The sequence below is a fragment of the Tatumella sp. JGM118 genome, assembly GCF_018257515.1.
Lineage (GTDB): Bacteria > Pseudomonadota > Gammaproteobacteria > Enterobacterales > Enterobacteriaceae > Tatumella > Tatumella terrea.
The window spans coordinates 396,391-420,636 of sequence record NZ_JAERJR010000001.1 but is presented as its reverse complement, the minus strand read 5'-3'; the positions used below and the strand labels follow the sequence as shown (position 1 = coordinate 420,636).

22 protein-coding genes, 1 tRNA gene and 1 other RNA gene are annotated in these 24,246 nt (G+C 51.2%); 4 read left to right on the top strand and 20 right to left on the bottom strand.

Features of this window, described 5'->3' with window-relative positions; all coding sequences use genetic code 11:
• Positions 1–268 precede the first annotated feature (268 nt).
• The 13 genes from cheZ to otsB all read right to left on the bottom strand — a co-directional run bounded on the left by cheZ (position 269) and on the right by otsB (position 13,911).
• The gene (gene cheZ, locus JK223_RS01935) at positions 269–910 is read right to left on the bottom strand and encodes a protein phosphatase CheZ (protein ID WP_212712520.1); all 642 of its coding nucleotides are present in this window, start codon (positions 908–910) and stop codon (positions 269–271) included.
• Positions 911–919: 9 nt separating this feature from the next.
• Positions 920–1,309, bottom strand: a complete 390-nt coding sequence (gene cheY / locus JK223_RS01930; RefSeq protein WP_212712519.1) for a chemotaxis response regulator CheY — start codon at positions 1,307–1,309, stop codon at positions 920–922.
• A 28-nt stretch (positions 1,310–1,337) separates the two neighbouring features.
• The gene (locus JK223_RS01925; RefSeq protein WP_212712518.1) at positions 1,338–2,387 is read right to left on the bottom strand and encodes a chemotaxis response regulator protein-glutamate methylesterase; all 1,050 of its coding nucleotides are present in this window, start codon (positions 2,385–2,387) and stop codon (positions 1,338–1,340) included.
• The gene (gene cheR / locus JK223_RS01920; protein WP_212712517.1) at positions 2,387–3,256 is read right to left on the bottom strand and encodes a protein-glutamate O-methyltransferase CheR; all 870 of its coding nucleotides are present in this window, start codon (positions 3,254–3,256) and stop codon (positions 2,387–2,389) included. Before cheR ends, JK223_RS01925 begins: the two co-directional genes overlap by 1 nt.
• 129 nt (positions 3,257–3,385) lie before the next feature.
• On the bottom strand, positions 3,386–5,053 hold the full coding sequence (locus tag JK223_RS01915) for a methyl-accepting chemotaxis protein (RefSeq protein ID WP_212712516.1): 1,668 nt from the start codon (positions 5,051–5,053) through the stop codon (positions 3,386–3,388).
• Between the two features lie 133 nt (positions 5,054–5,186).
• A complete protein-coding gene (gene cheW / locus JK223_RS01910) occupies positions 5,187–5,666 on the bottom strand; it encodes a chemotaxis protein CheW (protein ID WP_343870749.1) in 480 nt (159 codons plus the stop codon).
• 28 nt (positions 5,667–5,694) lie between these two features.
• Complete coding sequence (gene cheA / locus JK223_RS01905; protein ID WP_212712514.1) at positions 5,695–7,653, bottom strand: chemotaxis protein CheA; 1,959 nt, start codon at positions 7,651–7,653, stop codon at positions 5,695–5,697.
• A gap of 11 nt (positions 7,654–7,664) precedes the next feature.
• Positions 7,665–9,044 carry a flagellar motor protein MotB gene (gene motB, locus JK223_RS17100; RefSeq protein ID WP_212712513.1) on the bottom strand — a complete coding sequence of 460 codons (1,380 nt, stop codon included), beginning with the start codon at positions 9,042–9,044 and terminating at the stop codon, positions 7,665–7,667.
• A complete protein-coding gene (motA, locus tag JK223_RS01895; RefSeq protein WP_212712512.1) occupies positions 9,041–9,925 on the bottom strand; it encodes a flagellar motor stator protein MotA in 885 nt (294 codons plus the stop codon). Before motA ends, motB begins: the two co-directional genes overlap by 4 nt.
• 120 nt (positions 9,926–10,045) lie before the next feature.
• Positions 10,046–10,609: a flagellar transcriptional regulator FlhC gene (gene flhC, locus JK223_RS01890; protein WP_212712511.1), complete on the bottom strand. Its 564-nt coding sequence runs from the start codon at positions 10,607–10,609 to the stop codon at positions 10,046–10,048.
• 29 nt (positions 10,610–10,638) lie between these two features.
• Positions 10,639–10,956 (bottom strand): flagellar transcriptional regulator FlhD, encoded by a 318-nt coding sequence (gene flhD / locus JK223_RS01885; protein ID WP_212712510.1) that lies wholly within the window; start codon positions 10,954–10,956, stop codon positions 10,639–10,641.
• A gap of 798 nt (positions 10,957–11,754) precedes the next feature.
• Positions 11,755–13,134, bottom strand: a complete 1,380-nt coding sequence (gene otsA, locus JK223_RS01880) for an alpha,alpha-trehalose-phosphate synthase (protein WP_212712509.1) — start codon at positions 13,132–13,134, stop codon at positions 11,755–11,757.
• A 12-nt stretch (positions 13,135–13,146) separates the two neighbouring features.
• A complete protein-coding gene (otsB, locus tag JK223_RS01875) occupies positions 13,147–13,911 on the bottom strand; it encodes a trehalose-phosphatase (RefSeq protein WP_212712508.1) in 765 nt (254 codons plus the stop codon).
• Positions 13,912–14,393: 482 nt separating this feature from the next.
• On the opposite strand from otsB, the gene msrA reads away from it, so the two are divergent.
• From msrA to JK223_RS01860, 3 genes are all read left to right on the top strand, one after another.
• Positions 14,394–14,927 (top strand): peptide-methionine (S)-S-oxide reductase MsrA, encoded by a 534-nt coding sequence (gene msrA / locus JK223_RS01870; protein WP_212712507.1) that lies wholly within the window; start codon positions 14,394–14,396, stop codon positions 14,925–14,927.
• Positions 14,928–15,097: 170 nt separating this feature from the next.
• Positions 15,098–15,185, top strand: a tRNA-Ser gene (locus tag JK223_RS01865).
• A 52-nt stretch (positions 15,186–15,237) separates the two neighbouring features.
• Positions 15,238–15,363, top strand: a non-coding RNA gene (locus JK223_RS01860) — RtT sRNA.
• Between the two features lie 611 nt (positions 15,364–15,974).
• Here the strand turns inward: JK223_RS01860 and JK223_RS01855 are convergent.
• Positions 15,975–16,907 (bottom strand): alpha/beta hydrolase, encoded by a 933-nt coding sequence (locus JK223_RS01855; protein ID WP_212712506.1) that lies wholly within the window; start codon positions 16,905–16,907, stop codon positions 15,975–15,977.
• A 421-nt stretch (positions 16,908–17,328) separates the two neighbouring features.
• Between JK223_RS01855 and JK223_RS17010 the strand changes: the two genes are divergently transcribed.
• Positions 17,329–17,451, top strand: coding sequence for a hypothetical protein (locus tag JK223_RS17010; protein ID WP_256437040.1), 123 nt, complete (start codon positions 17,329–17,331; stop codon positions 17,449–17,451).
• Between the two features lie 80 nt (positions 17,452–17,531).
• On the opposite strand, the gene JK223_RS01850 is transcribed toward JK223_RS17010, so the two are convergent.
• From JK223_RS01850 to putP, 6 genes are all read right to left on the bottom strand, one after another.
• A complete protein-coding gene (locus tag JK223_RS01850) occupies positions 17,532–18,386 on the bottom strand; it encodes an SDR family oxidoreductase (protein WP_212712505.1) in 855 nt (284 codons plus the stop codon).
• 98 nt (positions 18,387–18,484) lie between these two features.
• Complete coding sequence (locus tag JK223_RS01845) at positions 18,485–19,027, bottom strand: hypothetical protein (protein ID WP_212712504.1); 543 nt, start codon at positions 19,025–19,027, stop codon at positions 18,485–18,487.
• A 3-nt stretch (positions 19,028–19,030) separates the two neighbouring features.
• Positions 19,031–19,648 (bottom strand): glycoside hydrolase family 19 protein, encoded by a 618-nt coding sequence (locus tag JK223_RS01840; RefSeq protein ID WP_212712643.1) that lies wholly within the window; start codon positions 19,646–19,648, stop codon positions 19,031–19,033.
• Positions 19,649–20,115: 467 nt separating this feature from the next.
• Complete coding sequence (locus tag JK223_RS01835) at positions 20,116–20,583, bottom strand: nuclear transport factor 2 family protein (protein ID WP_212712503.1); 468 nt, start codon at positions 20,581–20,583, stop codon at positions 20,116–20,118.
• Between the two features lie 118 nt (positions 20,584–20,701).
• Complete coding sequence (gene phoH, locus JK223_RS01830; RefSeq protein ID WP_212712502.1) at positions 20,702–21,490, bottom strand: phosphate starvation-inducible protein PhoH; 789 nt, start codon at positions 21,488–21,490, stop codon at positions 20,702–20,704.
• 1,168 nt (positions 21,491–22,658) lie between these two features.
• Positions 22,659–24,143 carry a sodium/proline symporter PutP gene (gene putP / locus JK223_RS01825; protein WP_212712501.1) on the bottom strand — a complete coding sequence of 495 codons (1,485 nt, stop codon included), beginning with the start codon at positions 24,141–24,143 and terminating at the stop codon, positions 22,659–22,661.
• Positions 24,144–24,246 lie beyond the last annotated feature (103 nt).

The following is a 24,246-nucleotide window of genomic DNA, read 5'->3' as shown; positions in this document are numbered from 1 at the left end:
AAAACTTCAGCCGTACCCTTTTCTGCAACGAAATAATTTAAGCGCCTTAGAACGCCGGGATCCTCCCCTGGCCTCTGCCCTGTAAAGCCCACGCGCACGTGACAAAACTTCAGCCGTACCCTTTTCAGCAGCGGAATAAAGTAAGCGCCCTGGAACGCCGGAATCCTCCCCGGCCACTGACCGGGAATAAACCGGTGCAAACAACACTGTCCGCACCGGATCAGAGTGAGGCAAAGATTGTCAGTCGTGCGACACCGATGGGGGTGTTTCAGAACCCCAGACTGTCGAGTAAATCATCGACCTGGTCCTGATTAGCGATGACGCCGCTGACATTGCTATTGATTTGTGGTCCGTTCAGTAAGGCGTCTTTTTCGGTTTTCGATGACAGCGCAGACTCCGGAATATTATCCAGCAGCACCATCAGCAACTGATGCTCTATTTCCTGAATCACTTCCATCATCCGTTTGATGACCTGCCCTGTCAGATCCTGAAAATCCTGCGCCATCATTATGGATAACAGTTGCTGACTGGTGAAGGTCGTATGTTCTCTCGTCTCTGTAAGAAAACTGCGGGTGTCGGTTACCAGTTGCTTTGCTTCAGCCTCTTCGAACGGCGCCTCAAACCAGTTATCCCAGCGTGAACTGAGAGCCGTTGCCTGCTGTTGCATACTGTCCTGATGAGGCTGGGCGGCTTCGACGCAACTCAGTACCCTGTCTGCGGCCTGGGCTGTCATCTGTACGACGTAATCCAGCCTGTCGCGGGCATCGGGAATAGCTTCAGCAGCATCCGCTATCGCCTGCTCCAGACCCATTTCACGCAGATTATGCCTTAACATACGGGTCAGCGAGCCGACCTTACTGATGATTTCCTGCACGGCTCTTTCACCCTCAGGGAGTGGTATACGGTTCATGATCCCCCCCTACATTCCGAGTTTTTCGAAGATCTTGTTGAGCTTCTCTTCCAGAATGGCGGCGGTAAACGGTTTAACCACATAGCCACTGGCGCCGGCCTGTGCCGCCGCAATAATGTTCTCTTTTTTTGCTTCGGCTGTAACCATTAATACCGGCATCGCTTTTAACTGTTCGTCGGCACGAATATTTTTCAGTAACTCCAGCCCGTCCATATTGGGCATATTCCAGTCTGTTATGACAAAGTCGCAGGTCGTCGTCCGTAGTTTATTGAGCGCATCGGCACCATCTTCGGCCTCTTCAACGTTGGTAAAACCGAGTTCTTTCAGAAGATTACGGACAATACGCCGCATGGTATTAAAATCATCTACCACTAAAAAATGTAAGTTACTGTCTGCCATAATAGATACCTTAGACTTCCTTTAAAGACTAGATACGGAGCGCTTGTCCGTGACTGATATGGGCCAGCATCTGCTGACTGATATTTTCAAGGTCGACCACATCGCAAGCCGCATCGAGCAATATGGCTTCCCGCGGCATCCCGAAAACCACACAGGTCGCTTCACTCTGTGCTATCGTCCAGGCATTGGCCTGACGCATTTTCAGTAAACCGGCGGCCCCGTCACTGCCCATCCCTGTCAGGATGACCCCCACGGCATTTCTTCCGGCATATCTGGCCACGGAATTGAACAGGACATCGACAGATGGCCGATGGCGGTTAACGAGGTCGCGTTCATGGAGATGGATCTGATAGTTTGCCCCGCTACGGCACAGTTCCATATGTAAGGATCCGGGCGCGATATACGCAAAGCCGGGTAATACGCGTTCGCCATCCTCCGCCTCTTTCACGGTGATCTGACAGAGACGGTTCAGGCGTTCGGCAAAGGAGTGAGTAAATCCGGGGGGCATATGTTGAGTGATCAGTATCGCCGGAGAGACCGCCGGCAAACGTTCCAGCACCCGACGGATCGCTTCAGTGCCTCCTGTCGAGGCACCGATAGCGATCAGTTTCTCACTGCTGAGAATAGGGGTAGCCGCCAGTACGCCGGCAGGCCTGGTCCGGGCTGGTTTCTGTAGCCGTGCACGGGCCGCAACGCGAATTTTTTCCGCAATGGTCTGGCAATAGGCCAGCATCCCGTCCCGCAGGCCCAGCTGCGGCTTAGTCACAAAATCCACCGCCCCCAGTTCCAGCGCTTTCAGGGTCACCTCTGACCCGTTACCGGTCAGCGAAGAGACCATGATCACCGGCATGGGCCGCAAACGCATCAGTTTTTCAAGAAACTCCAGACCATCCATCCGCGGCATTTCCACATCCAGCGTCAGCACCATCGGATTGAACTGCTTAATCAGCTCTCTGGCTACCAGTGGATCCGGTGCCGTGGCAATCATCTCCATATCCGGCTGGCTGTTCACGATTTCAGTCATCAGCTGTCGCATCAGTGCTGAATCATCCACACTCAGTACAGTAATTTTACTCATCACTTTTCCTTTGCCAGACTGTAGACCGTTTTACCCCGCAACCAGAATGCCCGGGTTATCTGACTGAAGTTTTCAGAATGCCCGGCGAATAACAGGCCACCGGGTTTCAGCGCGAGCTCCATCTGACGAAGGATCCTTGCCTGTGTTTCTTTATCAAAATAAATCATGATATTACGGCAGAAGATGGCATCGAATTTCTCCGGTAACTTCCAGTCAGGACTTAGCAGATTCAGTTGTTCAAACCGGACCATCCCCGCAAGTTCCGGACGAATACATACCTGACCCTGCCGGGTGCTCTTTCCTTTCAGGAAATAGCGCTGTAATTTCTCCGGTGACAGCATATCCAGCGCCTCCTGCCGGTAAATGCCTTGCTGCGCTTTACCGAGCACCTGCGTATCGATATCTGTGGCATAGACATGAAACTTACCCGGAGCCATCCCCAGGGTCTCAGCCAGCGTCAGCGCAATAGAATAAGGTTCTTCCCCGGTCGATGCGGCACAACTCCAGGCACTATAACTGCCTTGCCTGGCGGCGGCATGTTCAGCCAGAATCGGAAAGTGGTGGGCTTCGCGAAAGAACGAGGTCAGATTGGTGGTCAGTGCATTAATAAATTCCTGCCATTCACCGCTGGCCGGCTGACTTTGCAGCAAAGCCAGATAGTGACTAAAATCATGCATCCCCAGTAAACGTAACCGGCGCATCAGGCGGTTATACACCATCTCCCGTTTATGGGGCGCCAGGACAATACCTGCACGCTGGTAAATAAGCTGACAAATACGCTGAAAGTTCGCTTCAGATAACACCAGCTTTGGGGCGTTACTGCCGGTGGTTCTCTTCGGCTGCGGGGAGTTATCCGGTAATTTGGCCATCGGTGCAGGGCTACCTTTTTCTGTCACACACAAACGTCCACTCGCCCGGAGCGGCAGACGCCGTCATACCCACCGGCCGGTCCGAAGTGATGCAACGGACCGGCCCGGCGGATAACTACCACAACGGGGTCAGAACGTTTCCCAGTTATCTGCAGAAGGCAGCGCTGCCTGTTCCGGACGTACCGGTGCTTTCTGACTTTCACTGTTAGCCAGTAATTTCACTTCATCCTCCCCCCGCTGTGTCTGCCCGATACGGAAGACGGCAACGGCTTGTTTCAGTAATCCGGCCTGCTCTTCGAGCTTCGCCGCTGCTGACGCGGATTCCTCGACCAGGGTTGCGTTTTGTTGGGTAACCCGGTCCATTTCGGTCACTGCGGTACTGACAAGGTCGATTCCCCTGCTCTGCTCTTCGGAGGCTGACGCAATTTCGCCCATGATATCCGTCACCCGCGTCACCGCATTGACGATCTCACCCATGGTTATTCCTGCGTTTTCGACCAACTGAGATCCCGAATCGATACGATTGACTGAATCTTCGATCAGCGTTTTGATCTCTTTTGCGGCCTGGGCACTGCGTTGTGCCAGATTACGCACTTCGCCGGCGACAACGGCAAACCCCCGTCCCTGCTCACCGGCACGTGCCGCCTCAACGGCCGCGTTAAGGGCCAGAATATTAGTCTGAAAAGCAATGCCGTCTATCACACTGGTTATGTCGGCAATCTTTTTCGAACTGCCGGCAATGTCTTTCATTGTCAGTACCACATTATCAACGACCGAACCGCCGTGACGCGCAGTTTCCGAGGCATTCAGAGCTAACTGAGACGCCTGACGGGCGTTTTCGGCATTCTGTTTCACGGTCGCGGTCAGTTGCTCCATACTGGAAGCCGTTTCCTCCAGAGAGGCCGCCTGCTGCTCGGTCCGTGCTGACAGATCAGTATTTCCGTTAGCAATTTCGCTGGCGCCTGAAAAAATTGACTCGGAACTGTCACGTACCAGACCGACCGTATGCCGGAGTTCCTGTTGCATATACCTGACGCTATTCAGTAACTCACCCATTTCATTTTTTGTCATGACATCAATGGGATGCGTTAAATCGCCGTTCGCCACCTGACGGATATGCTCAATACTTTCCCGCAGTGGCCTGATCAGGATACGGTGTAACCCTATCCAGACCATGATCACCACAATCAGGGTGATTATCAGCACACCGATGATCATCCATAACGCATGCTTATAATCGTTCTGCCCCTGAGAGATGCCTTTATCTGTCAATGCGTCATTAGCCTTTACCCAGACAGCAAGGGCATTTTCGAACGTCGTTTGTTTATCCACGACCGGTAAGGATAAAAGACCGCTGATATTTCCGCTCTCTGCCATCGATAACAACTCTGTCAGCCCGCTGCGGTAGTCCTTGTAAGCCTTACTAAGTTCCTGCTGACGAGGGTCACGAACTCCGCTTTCTGTCAGCGCATTTCTGTAGGCATCAAAACCTGTATCAGCTTTTTTGAGTTCCTTTTCGGCATCTTTCAGCATCCCTTTTATCTGCTCAGGTGTCTCTTCATCACCGCTTTGCAAAATACTGATGACGGCCAGACTGACATTATTCCTGCTTTGAAGCAGCGCATTATTGACGCCGGTAATATATTGCTGCTGATCTCTTAATGCCTGACTAAATGCCGATTTTTCATTACTGTTACTCAGCATATGAAAAAATATTCCACTGCTGGCAAACTGAAATATTGCCATCAGGCAAATGACGCACAATAAACTGGTGACAATTTTTATCCGACTGAACATAACGACCTCTGTGATAAGCATGACGATGCATATATCGGCCTATTGCTGAAAATCTTTATGATCCGGAGAAAAATATGCGAATGCGGTGCCGGGGAAAGGCACACATAGGTTGTCTCATTGAGCATCACCACCATCAGTCTTGATTCAGATTATCCACCAGCGCCATTTCATCGCTGTTCAGCAGCTTTTCAATATCGACCAGGATAAGCATCCTCTCTCCACGGGCACCCAGCCCGGTCAGATATTCTGTCGACAACGTCACGGTAAATTCCGGGGCCGCTCGTATATCATCTTTACTGAGTGCTAATACATCAGACACGCCGTCAACGACAATCCCCACGACACGATTTTTAAGATTAAGTACAATGACGACCGTATTTTCATTATAAGAGACATTATTTTGCAGAAATTTAATCCGCATATCGAGAATAGGCACAATAACGCCCCGTAAATTCGTTACCCCTTTAATAAACGCCGGGGTATTCGCAATCCGGGTCACATGATCATAACCCCGTATTTCCTGAACTTTAAGAATATCAATTCCGTATTCTTCTTCTCCCAGTGTAAAAACAAGGAATTCCTGCGCTGCAATTTCTTCGGCTTTATTTTCCACATTCACTCCGCAAACGGATCGGTAACGATTAACCGGCATTCGCCGCCAGGCACTTATCGCGATTGAAAGACTGAAGTACGGCAATATCAACAATTAATGCCACGCTGCCATCCCCCATAATCGTTGCCGCAGAGATACCTGCGACTTTGCGGTAATTACTTTCCAGATTTTTTACCACAACCTGATGCTGCCCCATCAACTGATCAACCAGTAAGGCATAACGTTTACCCGCGGTTTGTAAGATGATGGCTATCCCCCGGGTCGGATCCTGATGTGCATTACTGACCTCGAACACTCCGGACAGGGACACCAGCGGCAGATATTCGCCTCTGACCTCTAAAACACGCTCCCCTCCCGCCAATGCTTTAAGATCCTGACTTTGCGGCTGAAGAGACTCCATCACCGCATTCAGCGGCAGAATAAAGACCTCCTTGCCGACCCGGACTGACATTCCGTCGAGGATAGCGAGTGTCAGCGGTAACAGGATGCGGATGGTTGTCCCGGCACCTTCCCGGGAATTAATCTCCACATGGCCGCCCATTTGCTGGATATTCCGTTTCACGACATCCATGCCCACACCACGCCCGGAAACGTCGGTTACCTGCTCGGCCGTGGAAAAACCAGGTGCAAAAATCAGCAGCCCCACCTCTTCATCGGTCATATGGTCATGCACAGGAATACCGGAGGCTTTGGCTTTGCTAAGGATTTTTTCACGATTCAGCCCGGCACCATCATCCGTCACTTCAATGCAGATATTACCGCCGCGATGCTCAGCAGACAGGACCAGATTACCGGCGGCTGCTTTACCGGCTTTCAACCGTTGTTCCGGTAACTCAATTCCGTGATCAAGGCTGTTGCGGACCAGATGTGTCAGCGGGTCAACAATTCGCTCTATCAGACTCTTGTCCAGTTCGGTCGAACTCCCCTCCAGGGTCAGCTCGATTTTCTTTTCCAGCCTGGCCGCCAGGTCACGCACCAGTCGGGGAAAGCGACTGAAGACATATTCCATCGGCATCATCCGGATAGACATCACGGATTCCTGCAGGTCGCGGGCATTCCGCTCCAGCTGGCTCATACTGGTCAGCAGGTCACCATGAATTCCGGCTTCCAGCGTATTCGCGTGCTGTTGTAACATCGACTGGGTGATCACCAGCTCCCCCACCAGATTGATCAGTTGATCGACCTTCTCAACGGCCACACGAATACTGGCTGACTCGCTGGCTTTGACTGCCACGGAGGGTTGTCTGGCCGTTCTCGCGGAAGGGCTTCCCCCGGCTGTGGTCGTTTCATCCGCAGGATCCTCCGCGCGTGCGACCGGCAACGGCGGAAACGTGACCTGCTCTTCATCCACGATAAAACAGAGCACCGCCATCAGGTCATCCGCGCCTACCCCGGTCATGGTGGCTTCCAGCCGGTTTTCCTGCTGACAGATATCACTGACCTGACCGAGGTTACGCATCTCTTCCAGCAACCGACCCGGTTCTCCGTCTTTCAGATCACTCAGACATACCCGAAGTCCGCAGGACGTTTTCGCCGGCATCGTCGCCCCGGGGGCGTTATCTTCTGAACAGAGTAACATCGGGGAGTCTTCATGAGGGTCAGACGTTGTCAGGGCTATCTGACGCAACATATCGCAGATATAGCGAAAACTCTCTTCGTCGGGTTGCTGTGAGTTTTTGTAGGCATTCAGCTGTTCTTGCATGATGTCTTTTGTTTCCAGAAACAGATTAATAATATTACTGTTCAGGATCTGTTCACCGCGACGAGCGGTGTCCAGAATATTTTCCAGAATATGGGTCGTTTCCTGTAACACACTGAATCCGAACGTGGCTGCCCCGCCCTTGATGGAATGTGCTGCCCGAAAAATAGCATTCAGTTGTTCCGCATCCGGCGCCCCGGGGTCGAGGTCCAGAAGATGTTGTTCCATATCCGCCAGTAATTCGTCGGCTTCATCAAAAAAAGTCTGGTAAAAATCACTGATATCCATAGTCCGATTGACTACCTCTGTGGCGCAATAGGGAGGGTGGCAGGGGACGACGCCGGACTCTGCCGTTGATTCTCAGCCGGAAGAGCGCTCGCCGGAGGGCGCTTCTCCCCTCCGGCGGGGGGCATCTCCGCCGTAACCGACACTGGCGAACCGTTCGGGGAGGCTGCAGATACCGCTTGTGCCGCCGCCGGGTCAGCCCGTTCTCCTGACGCGGAAAGTGGCGGGGTCGCTACTGACCCGGGTGACGCATCCGTGGCCACGACTGACGGGTGCGCTACGGATCCCGGCGATGCAACGGGGGCCGGAACCGGCGGGGTCGATACCGGTCCCGGTGGTGCACCCGGGGCCGGGACTGACGGGGTCGATACCGATCCCGGCGATGCAACCGCGGCCGGGACTGACGGGGTCGATACGGATCCCGGCGATGCACCCGGGCTCACGACTGACGGGGAGGTTACCGATCCCGGCAGCCCACCGGTCGCCGGTGCGGTAGCACTCTCAGTTTTCGAAGATAAATGAAGTTCAGCAGGGTCAGAAAGTGTGATTCCCTGCCCCTCTCTGTTTTCTGCTTCAATTGCATGTTCAGCCTGCAGGTTTAAAACCAGAAGACTAATTCGCCGGTTCTGGGCCTCGTCACCCTGCCGGTGACTCAGTTTCATGGTGTCCGCCATCCCCAGCACTCTGAGCACTTTACCGCTGTTAAGCCCACCCCGGACCAGTTCACGACGTGAAGCATTCGCTCTGTCGGCTGAGAGTTCCCAGTTACTGAAGCCTTTATCACCGCCCTGATACTGATAATCATCTGTATGCCCGGCAATACTGATTTTGTTCGGTACATCGTTCAGTATGGGCGCTATCGCCCGGAGAATGGTGCGCATATAAGGCTCAACTTCGGCACTGCCACGACGAAACATAGGCCGTTGCTGGCTATCGATAATCTGTACCCGTAGCCCCTGGCTGGCCATGGTGATCAGTAAATGCGGTCGTAACTCTTTGAGTCGCGGGTCAGAGAGCAATAAAGTTTCCAGCCGCTGTTTCAGTTTCTTTAACGGTCGATCCTCAGCACGGCGTACGCGGCTTCTCGCTGCGTCTGTTTTATCGACCTCGCCTTTCTTACGCGTAACATCCTGCCCGCCCCCGGGCACCGGACTTTCACTGTCGCTGCTGCGCTGACCGCCCGATAAAGCGACGCGGAGGGGCATGCGGAAATATTCCGCGATCTTCTCTAATTCTTTCGGCGTGGAGATAGAAATCAGCCACATCACCAGAAAGAAAGCCATCATCGCTGTCATGAAATCCGCATAGGCAATCTTCCAGGAACCATGTTCTTCCTGGTGAGCTGAGGATCGTTTTTTCCTGACAACCACGATCCTGGATTCATTCTGCTTCATGCATCCTGTTCCGCTGAAGTTTTAACCGATTTATTATCCCGCACATATTCTTCCAACTCACTGAAGGAAGGACGCTCGCTGGAATATAAGACTTTACGGCCAAATTCCACCGCAATTTGCGGCGGATACCCATGCATGCTGGATAATAAGGTCACTTTTATACACTGCATCATCTTGGTATTTTCAGCGTATTTCTGCCGTAATACCGCCGCCAGAGGAGAGACAAAACCATAGGATAATAAAATACCTAAAAACGTCCCGACCATCGCACGAGCAATTAATTCTCCCAGTTCGGCTGCAGGCCGGTCTGCGGAGGCCAGTGCATGCACGACTCCCATCACCGCCGCAACAATACCAAACGCCGGCAGCCCATCACCGGCTGCAGACAGACTTTTCGCCGGACCGTCACTTTCATATTCGTAGGTTTCTATTTCCCCATCCATCAATGATTCGATTTCGAAAGCATTCATATTTCCGCTAATAATCAGACGAAGATAGTCCGTAATAAAATTAACGATCATCTCATCCCCCAGTAAGGCCGGGTAGGATTTAAATATCTCGCTGTCCGCCGGGCTTTCAATATCTTTCTCCAGCGCCAGCACCCCCTGCTGCCGGGCTTTAGATAACAACCGGAACTGTAATGTCATCAGATCAAGATAATGTTTTTTGGTATACTTTGAGCCGCGAAATAATAACGGAATCGCCTTCAGTGTTTTATTGATCGATTTTCCACAATTACCGACAAGGAAAGCCCCTACTCCCGCGCCACCAATGATGAGCAATTCTGTAGGCTGAAATAATGCGCCCATTTCGCCACCTACCAGCGTGTAACCTCCCAATACGGAACCGATAACTACAATATATCCCAGAATAATTAACACGGAGACTCCCTTACACCCTCGTTCTGTTATGCAAAATATCCCTATGCTGGCAGGAATGGATTACACTCCCCGGTTCCATACGGATAACTGACGATTAAAACAATCTTTTATTACCGCGAGTTATTTATCAGCAGGTAACTTATCCAGGTTATCGGCACCGTCTTCGGGAAGTTTACGCCTTTTCACCGCCCTGGAAGGTGGCTGGCATAAGCTACAGATAAAACTCCCTTTTGGCTGGTGTGCATGATTGATAAACTGGCCGTGACAACAGCGACATGCCACCAGTTCAAGCATTCCGCTTTCCGTAAACCGGATCAACGTCCATGCCCGGGTCAGAGCCAGTAATGGTCCGTTTTCCCCGGGCGGACACTGCTCAAGATACAGACGGTAAGCCGCTATCAGCGCATCCACACCCCGGGTAAGATGAGTTTTTTGCATAAATAGCCAGGCATGGAAAAATACCGTTGCATGAATGTTATGCTCCCAGGTCATAAACCAGTCGGTGGAAAAAGGAAGCATGCCTTTAGGCGGCGGACAGCCTTTAATTTCTTTATATAATTTAATCAGACGCCCGCGACTCAATATTGTTTCATTTTCAAGTAATTGTAGTCTGGCACCCAGATGAATAAGTTCAGTCGCCAGCTGAATATCATGACCTTCCTGTATCACACTGTGTGTTTTCATACTGTTCTCCCGTCATTGCTTCGGAATATCTAAGAAACCGACTGTAAGAGATTGCTGGCCAGCATAATACCGGTATGAATTTGCTGAAGATCATCGACTCGCGAATCCTGCGTCAGACGTTCAATATCCAGATAATCATTGAACCGGATTTTACATATCAACTGGTTAGTCTCTGCAAGTTTAACCAGTCCCTGAAGTGTGAGTTCTGACAACTTATCTGCCATTAACTCATCAATGCCCAGACGAAACATTGCAGAGGACTTATCCAGACGGATCAATTGTTGCGCAAGTAATAAATATGAAAGATTTATATCATAAATATTTTTAACCAGGTTGGCCGAATTCATTATAGTTTCCTCTGCGTTTGAAATTATATTCCGGGAAATAGAGCAACGACATGTATCGACTATCTCTCTGTAAAATATGCCAGAAATTTACCTCTGGTTACCGGGATAAGGAAGAGCAGGTAATAAAAACCCTCACAGAACACTCAATATATCCTCACTTATTGTTAGCCTGATGATTCAAGTCTTCTCTTTTTACAAATCGTTGGGATTTATCTTATTTGAATTTAACCGCTTAATAGCCGTCATACAATGATTTTTTTCATTCATTCGTTGTGGGAATTGATACAGATCATCAACAACAGCGGGATAATTACTTTTAAAGAGTCATTTATCTATTTATATTTTTTTATCAAAACCTGCTGACCTCTTAAAGAAAATAACCACACAAAATATCAGGTTTTTTATCCGTACAAAGTAACATTAAAATATTCTACCTCTTGATATTTATAATAAACAAAACTGGCTAACGACCGCATTGAATAATCATTCATACTTATTCAAAGAAACAGAATGGTTTTATTTATTCTCCGGGAATAAGAATAGATTATGAAAAGAAAAGGTTTTAACTAAAATCGCATGGGCATTTTAATTGAGTAACGTTGGAAAACGTTAACGCAGGGCAAGCAGGTCATTAATGAAATAAAATCGTTAGATTGACCGGTGGGGTAACAGATTCTGCCGGAAGACACGTGAGCCAGTAAATCATCAAAGAGGCTTGTGAAACTTTGGAAGATGTGGTCGTTTCTTTAGACAGCCAGGCCCCGTTCAGCCGGAGCCTGGCTGTGATTGATGACTCAGTCAGACAGCCAGCGAGCGGAGATCCTGCAGGAAAACATCCCGCCAGCGATCTATCGTCTGATGCGTCAGTACCGCCATCATCTGCTGATAACGTTCGATACGTTCACTGAGGGGCATCGTCATCGCCTGGTCGATGGCAGCAGCCACTTCCCCGCGATCGTATGGATTCACTATCAGCGCTGAGGTCAGTTCACAGGCCGCCCCGGCAAAGCGCGACAAGATTAACACACCCGGGTTTTCAGGATCCTGTGCGGCAACATACTCTTTAGCTACCAGGTTCATCCCATCCCGGAGCGGAGTGATCAGTGCAATATCAGTCAGGCGGAATATTTTCATCAGCAGACGTCTGTCGAAGTGCTGATTAAGATAATACAGAGGTGTCCAGCTTAGGGTTCCGTATTTACCATTAATCCTTCCGGCTTCGGTTTCCAGTTTATGACGGATTTTCTGATACGCCTGGACTTCCCCTCTGGAAGTCGGTGCTATCTGGGTATAGCGGATATGACCACGGTGATGGGGATAATGCTCCAGCAGGGCTTCATAGGCCAGAAACCGCTCCGGTAAGCCCTTGGAATAATCCAGTCGTTCGCAGGCGATAATATTTTTCGCATCCCCCAGTTCTTCCCGGATTGCCACCATTTTCGGCGGTAAAGGCCCTGAGGCGATGCGCTGAATACTGTCAGGCTCGATCCCGATAGGGTAACACGCAACGCTGAAAGTCCGGCCAAAGGCCTGATAGCGGCCCTCCTCCGTCGTACTCAGTTCGGTGACCTTTGACAGGCTGCTCAAAAACGCGTGCTTATCATTTTCCGTTTGAAAGCCCAGCAGATCATAGCTGCAGAGCATTTCAAGGATAATTTTATGATCCGGCAATGCATTAAAAACATCCGGGGCCGGGAAAGGAATATGCAGAAAAAAACCAATGGGTGGGTTTTTACCGGCCTTACGTAATTCTGCGGCAAAGGGCAATAAGTGATAATCATGGGCCCAGACAATATCATCGTCATTGAGTAAAGGGGTAAGCCGTTCGGCCAGTAACTTATTGACCCGGCAGTAGCCTTCCCAGGCTGTCCGCTGATAGTCGACCAGATCCAACCGATAGTGAAAAGCGGGCCAGATCACCGTATTAGAGTACTGGCTGTAATAGAGGTCATAATCATTCTGATTAAGGCTGAATGAAGCATAACTGATACCTTCATGTGATATCAGTGTCACCGGCTCCTCTTCTCCGGAAATTTCCGCTATTTCACCATTCCAGCCAAACCATAATCCACCGTACTTTTTTAATGCATCCAGAATGCCCACGGCCAGCCCGCCTGCACTACTTTTTCCGTTAACCGGCAAGGCTATCCGGTTAGACACTACGACTAATTGACCCATCCTGAAGACTCCTTATGAGTGAGGATTACCGGCACCAGGTGAAAGCAACTGCTTTATCCAGGTGTAAACAGCATCGTTATTCTGCAAACGGTAGTGTGCGTGTGTAGGTCCCTCACCAATTTTCACCGAGATCCCTTTTAACTGGTTAACCAGAATGAACCCCTGTTCGTCAGTCAGGTCATCTCCCAGGAATACCGGTACCCTGCCCGCAAAAGGCGGACTTTCCATAAATTTTTTGATAGCGACGCCTTTATTGACACTTTCAGGCTTAAGCTCGATAACACATTTCCCCTGCTGAACTTCGAGTGCCGGAAAATGTGCCGCCACCTGTGTTGCCAGCGCCCGGACGGCGTCCCTGTGCCGGGGGGCCTGCCGGTAATGCAACGCAAAAGCGACGCGTTTTTTTTCCAGTACGACCCCCGGTAACGGGATAATGCCTTCGGTGAGCGAGTGTTCAATAGCGGCCAGTATGCTACTGCCGACCGGGGTACCGGTCAGCCTTCCATCGGTTTCACGACGCTCCGCGCCATGGATCCCTGCCGCAGGCAAGCGTAGAGGAGCAAGCAAGGCATCAATTTGCGCCAGCGGGCGACCGGAGATAATGGCTAACGCACCGGAGGTGTTCCGGTGAAGAAGACAAAGGTCATCCCTGACATGTCCGGGAACCGAGACCAGATCAGGTTCCGGTTGCAGGGAGGCAAGAGTTCCGTCCAAATCGAAAAAGAATGCTGCATGTTCACTGCTAATCTCTGGCAGAGCCTGTTGACTCTCTTGCACAATTTCCTCCTGGTGGAAGCCGTCGCTTTGTTATAGTGAAATTCACAGGGTTTCAGGCTTCCTGAGCCACTCTTCCGCCCCACGCGATAACGATATCCGCGAGGGCCATTCCGGCCGGCCTGTCGACGGGCAGTATTAAACATTGCAGGACGCCACGATAAACTACGGCGTTCAGAAATGTTCACCTGCGCTTAACTTTTGTTACTTTATTGTTAATAATAGACTGCTTTCCGGAATTTATCCTGTCACAGGCGTCTGTTCTTTCCGCTGCGTGGCGACAGAACAGTGACTGACTGGCGACATTTCCTGCGCGGATAGGCAGGATCCAGTGTGCTGGAAAACTGATGAAAAATCGTTCAGATAACACCGGAAGTCCGGGCTGCTGACGGCATTTAATGCCGGAACGGGTTGAAAAACGGGTTATTGCGCGCATCTGATATACTCAGAAGCACAATGAAGCAGTACACAAGAGAGAATTAATTATGACTATTGAATATGCAGTAATTGCCGGGGGCTGCTTCTGGTGCACCGAAGCGGTATTTAAAAGCATTAATGGTGTGGTTTCGGTCGAAAGCGGTTACACCGGCGGAACCACCGTGGATCCTACCTACCAGAAGGTCTGTGAAGGCACGACAGGCCACGCTGAAGCCATCCGTATCGGCTTCGACCCGGCTCTGGTCAGCTACGGGGATCTGCTGGATATCAGTTTTGCGACCCATGACCCTACCCAGCTAAACCGCCAGGGGAATGACATCGGTACACAGTACCGTTCTGCTATTTTCCCGGCCAGTCCGGCGCAGGAACAGGAAGCAAAAGCCGCCATCGCCCGCGCGGCCTCTGAGCACAGTGCGCCGATAGTCACCACGGTGGAACCGTTACAGACCTGGTATCCGGCTGAGGATTATCATCAGAACTACTGGGATGGTGAAGGTCAGCGCAACGGTTACTGTCTGGCCGTGATCCCGCCTAAACTTCAGAAACTGCGTAAGCGTTATTCTGAACAACTGAAAGACTGAGTTGGCAACCGCAATTCCTGCGTGAAAATGCAGCGAATTGCGGTCATATAAAGCAATTCGTTCATTCGCTAACCGGGTAAAACAAAAGAGAAAAATAATTCTTGACCGTTTGCGACTGACTCCCTATAGTAGCGCCCCGTTAGCCGCTACAGCGACTGACAACAAAAAGTGGTGAGGTGTCCGAGTGGCTGAAGGAGCACGCCTGGAAAGTGTGTATACGGCAACGTATCGAGGGTTCGAATCCCTCCCTCACCGCCATCATTCTTTAAGAGAGCCTGAACGAAAGTTCAGGCTTTTTTATTGCCTGTCAGCAGGTATTCTCCCGGGAGGGTGAGAACCCTCGCAGGGTTCGACAAAACCTGACGGGTTTTGCAGGGCCTCCGGCCCCCCGAAGGGCGAGCTGCAGCGCAGCGAGTGCATCCCTCCCTCACCGCCATCATTTTTTAAGAGAGCCTGAACGAAAGTTCAGGCTTTTTTATTGCCTGTCAGCAGGCACTCTCCCGGGAGGGTGAGAACCCTCGCAGGGTTCGACAAAACCTGCCGCGTTTTGCAGGGCCTCCGGCCCCCCGAAGGGCTAGCTGCAGTGCAGCGAGTGCATCCCTCCCTCATCGCTATCCGGCCATCTCTGTGTTTTTGAATAGGAGATAGCATGCAGAAACCTTACTTCCCGGAACCCGCATCTGTTCCTGCTTTTCATAACAATATTAATGTTTGCTTCTTACCTGATTTCAGCACCGCGTTAAGGGCGACATGACGCCATTGAGTGGGAAAAGGTACCACGCAGCGAAGGGCTGGCTTATTGCAAAGCGGAGCGTGCAGAGAATACGGCCAGGCGCCCTTTTCCCGGTCGGCCACATCGGGGCAAAGGCGGTATGGCTGACAATGCAGCGAACGGAATATTCACCAGGATAAACCGAATAAACCACAAACAGAAAACTCAGCAGCCTGGTATCAAAAACCTGCGGAAAAGTGGGATATTCACCCCTCTGATCCTGCAAAACCTCAGTTCCCTGCCTGTTCACTCAGAAGAAAAATCTCTCCTGCCCCTTAATTTTCAGCACGCCGCCAGGCCGCCAGCCACTGCGCATAATGTGCAGGCCACTCCACCGTCGGTGTGCCGGGTTTTCCCATACCAAATCCATGCCCGCCCCGGGAATAACGAAACAACTCCACCGGGACATGTTCACGCTGACAGGCAGCCTGCATGATCAACGTATTTTCGGGATCTGACACCGGATCATCTTTTGCCTGTACCAGAAAAAACGGAGGAGACTGCGGCGTTACAAAATTCTGTACTGACCACTGAGCATCCTGCCGCAGAGAAGCCCCGGTCCCGGCGAGAATACGATGGGTAGAGGTATGTGTATAGGGTGGTTCGAGCGTGATCACCGGATAGATTAATGCGGCCCGGTCAGCTTTTGCGGGAAGTGTATCGATAGCATCTGTCGGAGGGTAACTGACAAAATCACTGCGCACAGCTGCCAGCCCCAGTAAATGTCCCCCGGCAGAAAAACCTAATACACTCAGATGCTTTTCCCGTTGCCTGATAACACGTAATGCCCGTTGCGCATCCTGCAGCGCAACCAGCGATCCCTCACCCCAGCCTTCGTCAGGTAACCGATAGGTGAGAACATAGGCAGTAAAGCCACGAGCTGTCAGCCAGGCCGCGGCGGGTAATGCTTCTTTACGCATCTCTATTCGTTTGTAGCCACCACCGGCAGCAATCAGGACCGCATAACCATTTGAGCGGGCCGGCGAATAAACACTCAATGTAGGGTGGGCAATATGGCTCAGTGCGCCACCCGCGGAGCTTATCAACCTGCCATCGGGGCCTCCGCCTCCCGGGGGGGTTCCGTTCCAGAGTGGTATCACTTCTGCAGGCGACAGTGGCACGGCGTCTGCCTCACTGGCGGAACTCAGGCTCTCTCGCCCGGTGATCACAGCGGCGATAACATACGCCAGAAAAGAACGACGATGCATAGCGGGATTTGTCCAGTTCGAGTGTCAGTTCTGCAATATACCGCGCTATTACAGTCATGACATCGCTTTATTACAGCACGATCCGGTACGCCGGGTAGGTTTGCAGGCGATATTCTATACTGTATTCAGCCATCACGGTTCTTCAGCCTCCGGTAACCGCAATGCTCGCAAAAATACCCGGAATACGCTGAATTTCACAGATTACAAAGTCCTCCTCCCCTTTGCTGCATCGGGCGCAGACCCGAACCCGCGGCATGATCAGGTAAAGATCACTGTGTGCACCCTCCGGCAGAATGTGAAATTAAGACAACCCCTCACAGACATCCGGAAGTAAAGAAAATATTGTTTTGTCAGCGAGTTATGTCTAAGACCTCTGATTTAAAAGCTGAAATTTCACTTTCCAACACTAAGGCACATTCATATGATGGACTATCTGCTTCTGGTAATAGCCATACTTCTGGTGATCGTGGCCGGCGTACTTCTGATCTCCTATCTGCGGGATAAAAGTAAAACCACGTTCTCCCGGGGCAATAAACGTCGTTAGTTCGGTAATAACATGAATTCAGAGGCCGTATTCTGCAATCTTAAGTGGATACGGCCTTTTCTGTTGGCTCACAGGATCGGTTATTTCCCGTTCGGGGTTTCCGGGCGAAGTTCATACGCTTTTTGTACCAGCGGATCCCGCTCTGCGCGACCCGTCACTTTTCGCTCCCATATTTCATCCATCTGGCGGCGCGTATCGTCGGTAATCTCTTGCGGAACAACATTCCGGTAATGTGTTTCTTCACCGGTCACGACTTTTACAATCAGTTCAGAGACCTGATGTGGCTGATATTGTTCATGCGGGAAAGCAATTTCTGAATAGTCGAAGACCGTATCTTCTTTGTCTTCCGGCCACCAGTGTTGCCACGCTTCAAACATACGGTCATTAAATCCGGTCAGAATCGGCCCCGGGTTTACCGTTGCCACCTGAACACCAAACTCGCGCAATTCTTTGTGTAACGCTTCGGCAAAGGCCTCCAGCGCATGTTTACTGGCCGAATAAGCACCGGCAAAAGGATCCGTGGTGATCCCCGCGACAGAAGAAACAAACACAATTTTGCCCTCTTTCCTGTCGATAAACTGTCGGGCAAACAACTGGGTCAAAAGTATGCTGCCGAAAACATTCACCTCAAACTGGCGACGTAGTTTTTCTTCGGGGAGATCTACCACCGCCCCGCCTTCGGATATCCCGGCATTATTCAGCAGAATATCGACCGGCCAGGTGGCGGCCAGCAGGCGGTCATTCTCATCAGTGATGTCCAGCTTTTCCACCCGTAACTCCAGTCCCTGCTGCCGGGCTGTCTCTTTCAGCGGCTGGATTTGAGCAACGGTTTCCGTCGCGGCAATGACCTGATAGCCGGCCTTAGCAAGCAGCAGCGCACTTTCTTTGCCGAATCCGCTACCGGCACCGGTAATAAGTACAGTCTTCTGTGGCATAACGTTTTCCTCTGCTGAATCGTGTTGCTTACAGTTCAGTATAGAACATCCTTGTTTTCCGGCAGAGATAACGCCTTTTGCCCGCACGCTCTGAGCCATTATTGCTGACCGGAGGTCTCGCGGTCCCGGAGTTTATCTGCCTGTGAAATGGCCTGTAACTGATGGTTCGCAGTATCAATCGCATTCAGTAGCGGGTAGATCCACAGCACAGCCTGACAATAGCTCAGATGTCCGGCGGTAACGGTACCGGCACGGGTTGCAACAGCGCCGCCGGCAGGGGCTGGCATTGTGCCGGCACGTAAATCTTGTGTGTAGCGGTACAACCGCTGAGCAATAGCATCAGGCACAGGGAGATCACAGGTTTTCTGACGGCGGAGAAGAGTCCGGAATTCATTAATATTTTCCTCATTTTGCGCACTGGCGCGTAAATTCGTTTGCAGAGCTTTTTCAGAAAGTGCGTTCAGTTGCTGCCACTGCCCATTCTGCATTCTTATAATCTGCGCCTGATACTGCTGTTCTTGCTCTGCCTGATGTTGTGCAGCAACAGCACTTTTATAGCGGTAAGCCACCACGGCACTCATCACCACCGTCAGTAACCAGAAGATGCCGATCAGGATGGCCAGAATTGATTTCAGTTTCATTATTTACACCTGCTGCAATGCAGTCAGTGCGGTCTGCAAACGCACAGCCCTGTCAGCGAGACCGTTACTGCCACCGTTGATAATTTCCGTCACTTTCACAAGATCTCCGGAACACGCCAGGCATCCCTGTGAGGCGAAGTACCATGCCGCGGAAAGTGCTGCGGCCGTATCGCTTGCCAGAAGATCCGGGTGGCTGAGCAGTGGCAGGTCAATGCCAGAGGCACAACGACAATAATTATCCCGGCCGGTGACCTGAATCAGCCCCCTTCCACGATAAATCCAGCCTTCCATCGGTGACAGGTTACCCAGCCGCTGCCCATAGAGTCGTTCTGCAATTTGCGGTTGCTGTGCAGGCTGCTCTGCGGTCCGTCCCAGCGCCGTAGCCTGCTGCGGGGTAAAATAAGCCGGAAAGAGTTGCTCTAACGCCTGCGGGGTATAGTTAAAACTTTCTGTCAGGGTGGTAAACCCTTCTGACTCATGAGCGGTCTGAGCAATAAACATGGCCTGATCCATGGGATGAATAATGGAAAAACGTTCCATCGCTTCTGTTACCGGCTCAAGCCAGCGTGATGCCAGTTCCGCGCTGATACCGGCGGCAGCGGCAAATTGTTCTGATTGCATCATCAAAAGACTCCTGCTTCATCGCGACCCTGAGGGGTCAAAAATAAGGTGAGCCCTGACAGTAAATCTCCAGCCAACAGGCCACCAGCGGCGGAAGTTGTGCCCTGTAACAGCCAACAAAATTCTATACATAGCGTCAGAAAAGCGCAGAAAAGGCCCGGAGACGGGCGGAGAGGAGGTGGAAAAGAGCCGTGTCGTGCCAGCTATTCCGTTCTCAGTGGGTTGTGGGTTGTGGGTTGTGGGTTGTGGGTTGCGGGCGATAGTTAGCCTGTGCAGAAAGATCGGAAAGCACCAAAAACATCCGTTCCAGACTGTCCGGCGGTATCAGAAATGACGGGAGTCACAGCTATGCGGTCGTGGTAAAGAGAATCCCGGCCCTGGTGACAGGCAGTGACCGGGAGATAAGCACCTACAGTCGGGGGAACCGTTCCACCCAACCCAGGCCGGAGAGTAATTCCTGCGTGGGGTCAGAGCCCAAGGCTGTCCAGTTCAGGATGGTCAGCAGGCCGCTGAGTGCCGGACCAAAAGAAAAGGCGTTCTCCGGTACTGATAGGTAAATCATTGATACAGGCGAAACGCTTAACCATTAATCCCTGTTCATTAAATTCCCAGTTCTCGTTGCCATAGCTACGAAACCAGTTCCCCGCCTCATCATGCCATTCATAGGCAAAACGCACGGCTATCTTATTGTCCGTCCAGGCCCACAGTTGTTTAATCAGCCGGTAATCCATTTCTTTACGCCACTTTCGCGTTAAGAACTGAACCACTTCCTCGCGACCTCGGACTTCTTCGTTACGGTTGCGCCAGTATGTCTGCGGGCTGTAAACCAGACTTACCCGCAACGGGTCACGACTGTTCCAGGCGTTTTCCGCCATTCTGACCTTTTCTGCCGCCGTCCCGGCCGTAAAAGGCGGTAGCGGATGACATAATTCCATAGGTTCTCCGGTGACATTGCACGGTAAAAAAAGAGGTCGCCGCGTTTCCGCTGAGACCTCTCTGAAATCAACTCTTTCTGCCGGTGGTCATTACCCCCGGTGACATTGCCGGAATGGCTTAGCTGTAAGCCTCTAACGTACGCTGGCACAACTCAGAACGGACACAATCCTGTTTATCGAAGCGGATTAAACCTACCAGGTCATCTTCTTCAAAGCGCTGTAAAGCATCGGCCAGGCCGGAGGTTACCCCCCGGGGTAAATCACACTGAGTAATATCACCGTTAACAATCACCGTCACATTCTCGCCCAGACGGGTAAGAAACATTTTCATCTGAGCCGCAGTAACGTTCTGGGCTTCATCCAGAATCACAAACGCATTCTCGAACGTCCGCCCACGCATATAAGCAAAGGGAGCAATTTCAACTTTACCGATTTCCGGGCGCAGACAATATTGCATAAAAGAGGCCCCCAGACGTTTAACCAGCACATCATAAACCGGCCGGAAATACGGTGCGAATTTTTCAGAAATATCACCGGGCAGGAAGCCCAGGTCCTCGTCTGCCTGCAGCACCGGTCGTGTGACGATAATCCTTTCAACGTCTTTATTGGATAACGCCTCTGCAGCTTTCGCTGCACTGATCCAGGTCTTACCGCAGCCGGCTTCACCGGTGGCAAATATAAGCTGCTTGTGTTCGATGGCTGAAAGATAATTCGCCTGTGCGTCGTTACGTGCTGCAATCACAGAACGGTCACGACTATCGCGGGCCATACCAATCGAATCCATACCGCCCATTTGTACCAGCGAGGTCACCGATTCTTCTTCACGCTGACGATGACTACGGGAATCATTACGGATCACCCGGCGCGCTTCACGGCGCGCTTTAATCACTGCTTTCTGTCTTCCCATGTTGGCACCTTACAGTTGGTTTCATTTTCCGGCCTGAATAACAGGCGCGTATACGTGAACGCTTTAGAGGTTTACAGGCTTCCTTCTGAGCCACGAACAGCCATTGAGAACAGTACACCGCTGAAAAAACGGGTACCGGTTAAAGAGACATGAAGTAATGAATTTAAGCAGAATAAGAAAAGTGAATTTTGAGTATACCGTATTCCCACGTCTGGCGACGTAAGTGAAATGTTTCTGATGTCATACCGACAGTCACAATTCATGTACACTCTCCGGAGAAACTTCGTAATACTGAAACTCTCAGGGAATAACTTGTACCAGCGCCCCGGGGAATGCAACAATATTTTTACTTATCTGGCATAAAAATAGTCATCTCTCTGCCTGACACTAATGAAAGAAAAAACAATTATCCATTTATAACAGTGAGATGGATTATTTGTGGTTATTTTTTACCCACTCACAAATAGTGCGAAAAAAACAGAACTCTCCTCCGGTTTTCCCGGCCTAGCAAAAAGAGGCGGTATTTTTCATCCCCGCCAGCCGGCAGGATTTACTCACTCTCCTCAGGTAACACAAAAAAGAATATCTGCCAGCCGAAAGAAAAATATATCTGATGCAGGGAGGCAGGGATAAATACTCCGGCTGACGTTTGCGATACCACAGATAACCTCATGGTCGTATTTCATTTCCTGCTTAGCGGTTAGGGTATCCATAAAATACCCATCAGGGTGTCGTACTATTAAATGACCTTCCCCGCTATCCGTCCGCATAATTCCGTTGATATACGCTGAGATATTACCGGGCCCTGCCAGGCTCCGGACTGTCCCTAACTATTAAACGACGTCAGAGGCTGACGTGGTGAGCTGAGAAAGTGGCAGCCCCGACAGAAGAGAATATTTACCCACGGTGTGACCTGCGCAGAGATCATCCGGACGGCGGTTTCATCCACTACCGCAGGTCCGCTGGGGTCCGCAGATAAGAAGACCTGTGAACCCTTACTCCGGACCTGGCCGGGAACAGGGATAAAGTTTACCGGGGTGCACAGGGCCAATGGAGGCGGCTGCACCGGTCCGCCAGCCCCACTCCGGACCGGTGCAGAGCCAGGAAAAAGAAAACCCTGTGAGGTTATCTCACAGGGTTCACGGACAACACTTATGCCACAGCAACCTCAGTCGCTGAGAAATTCCTGCCGCGCATTCTCAAAACGCTGCGTCGCCGCCGCGGAAGGTCGTTCACCCACAAAGCTGAAAATCACGATGGCCAGTAAGCCGGCGATAAAACCCGGTATGATTTCGTAAAGCCCGAATAGAGCATACTGTTTCCAGATAATCACCGTTGCCGCTCCGGCAATCATCCCCGCCAGAGCACCATTGCGGGTCATACGCTTCCAGCAAAGACTTAACAGCACCACCGGGCCAAAGGCTGCACCGAAACCTGCCCAGGCATAGCTGACCAGCCCCAGGACTTTATTGTCCGGATCCCGGGCCAGCAGGATGGCAATAACCGCCACCACCAGGACCATCAACCGGCCAACCCAGACGCGTTCCTGTTGCCCGGCATTTTTACGGAAGAATGCCCGATAGAAATCTTCGGTCAGCGCACTTGAACACACCAGTAACTGACAACTCAGGGTCGACATCACCGCGGCCAGAATGGCCGACAGTAAAACCCCGGCAATCCACGGGTTAAACAGAATTTTGGCCAGCTCGATAAAAATCCGCTCGCCATTACTGTTCACCGCCCCTGCCAGCGCAGGATTGTTATCAAAATAAGCAATACCGAAGAAACCGACGGATACGGCACCGGCAAGGCACAGGATCATCCAGGTCATTCCGATACGCCGCGCCGCTTTCATCGAACGGTGTGAATCTGCAGCCATAAATCGTGCCAGAATATGCGGTTGTCCGAAATACCCCAGCCCCCAGCCCAGTAAAGAAACGATGGCAATCACATCCATTTTGTTAAAGATATCGGTAAAGCCGGGGCCATGATGTTCGATAACTATCATCGCTTGCGGAATACCGCCGACGGCAAAAATAACCATCAACGGGGTCAGCAGGAGCGCGAAAATCATCAGGCTGGCCTGCACAGTATCAGTCCAGCTGACCGCCAGAAACCCACCCAGAAACGTATAGACGATGGTCGCAGCAGCACCGGCCCACAACGCCGCTTCATAGCTCATCCCAAAGGTACTCTCGAAAAGCCTTGCCCCTGCCACAATCCCGGAAGCACAATAAATCGTGAAAAACACCAGAATGATCACCGCAGAGATAATCCTTAACAATTTACTGCGGTCTTCAAACCGACTGGTAAAATAGTCCGGCAGGGTTAACGCGTTATTATGATGCTCCGTATGAACCCGAAGCCGGCCGGCAATGATTTTCCAGTTCAGCCAGGCACCGATAATCAGCCCGATGGCAATCCAGCTCTCCGATATGCCGGAAAGAAAAATCGCACCCGGCAGCCCCATCAGCAGCCATCCGCTCATATCCGAAGCTCCGGCAGAAAGCGCTGTGACCAGGCTGCCTAAACTCCGGCCACCGAGGATATAGTCATCAAAATTTTTGGTGGAACGCCAGGCAAAAAAGCCTATCAGAAGCATGCCAAAGATATAAATTACAAAGGTTACTAATAAAGGGGTACTGACGGTCATAGTTATCTCCATTTCCTGTTATTATCAGGCTAAATCCCCGCAAATAGCACGCAATAATCGTGGACAACCCCGTTGTCTGACGGGAAACTGATCATTGCGTCTG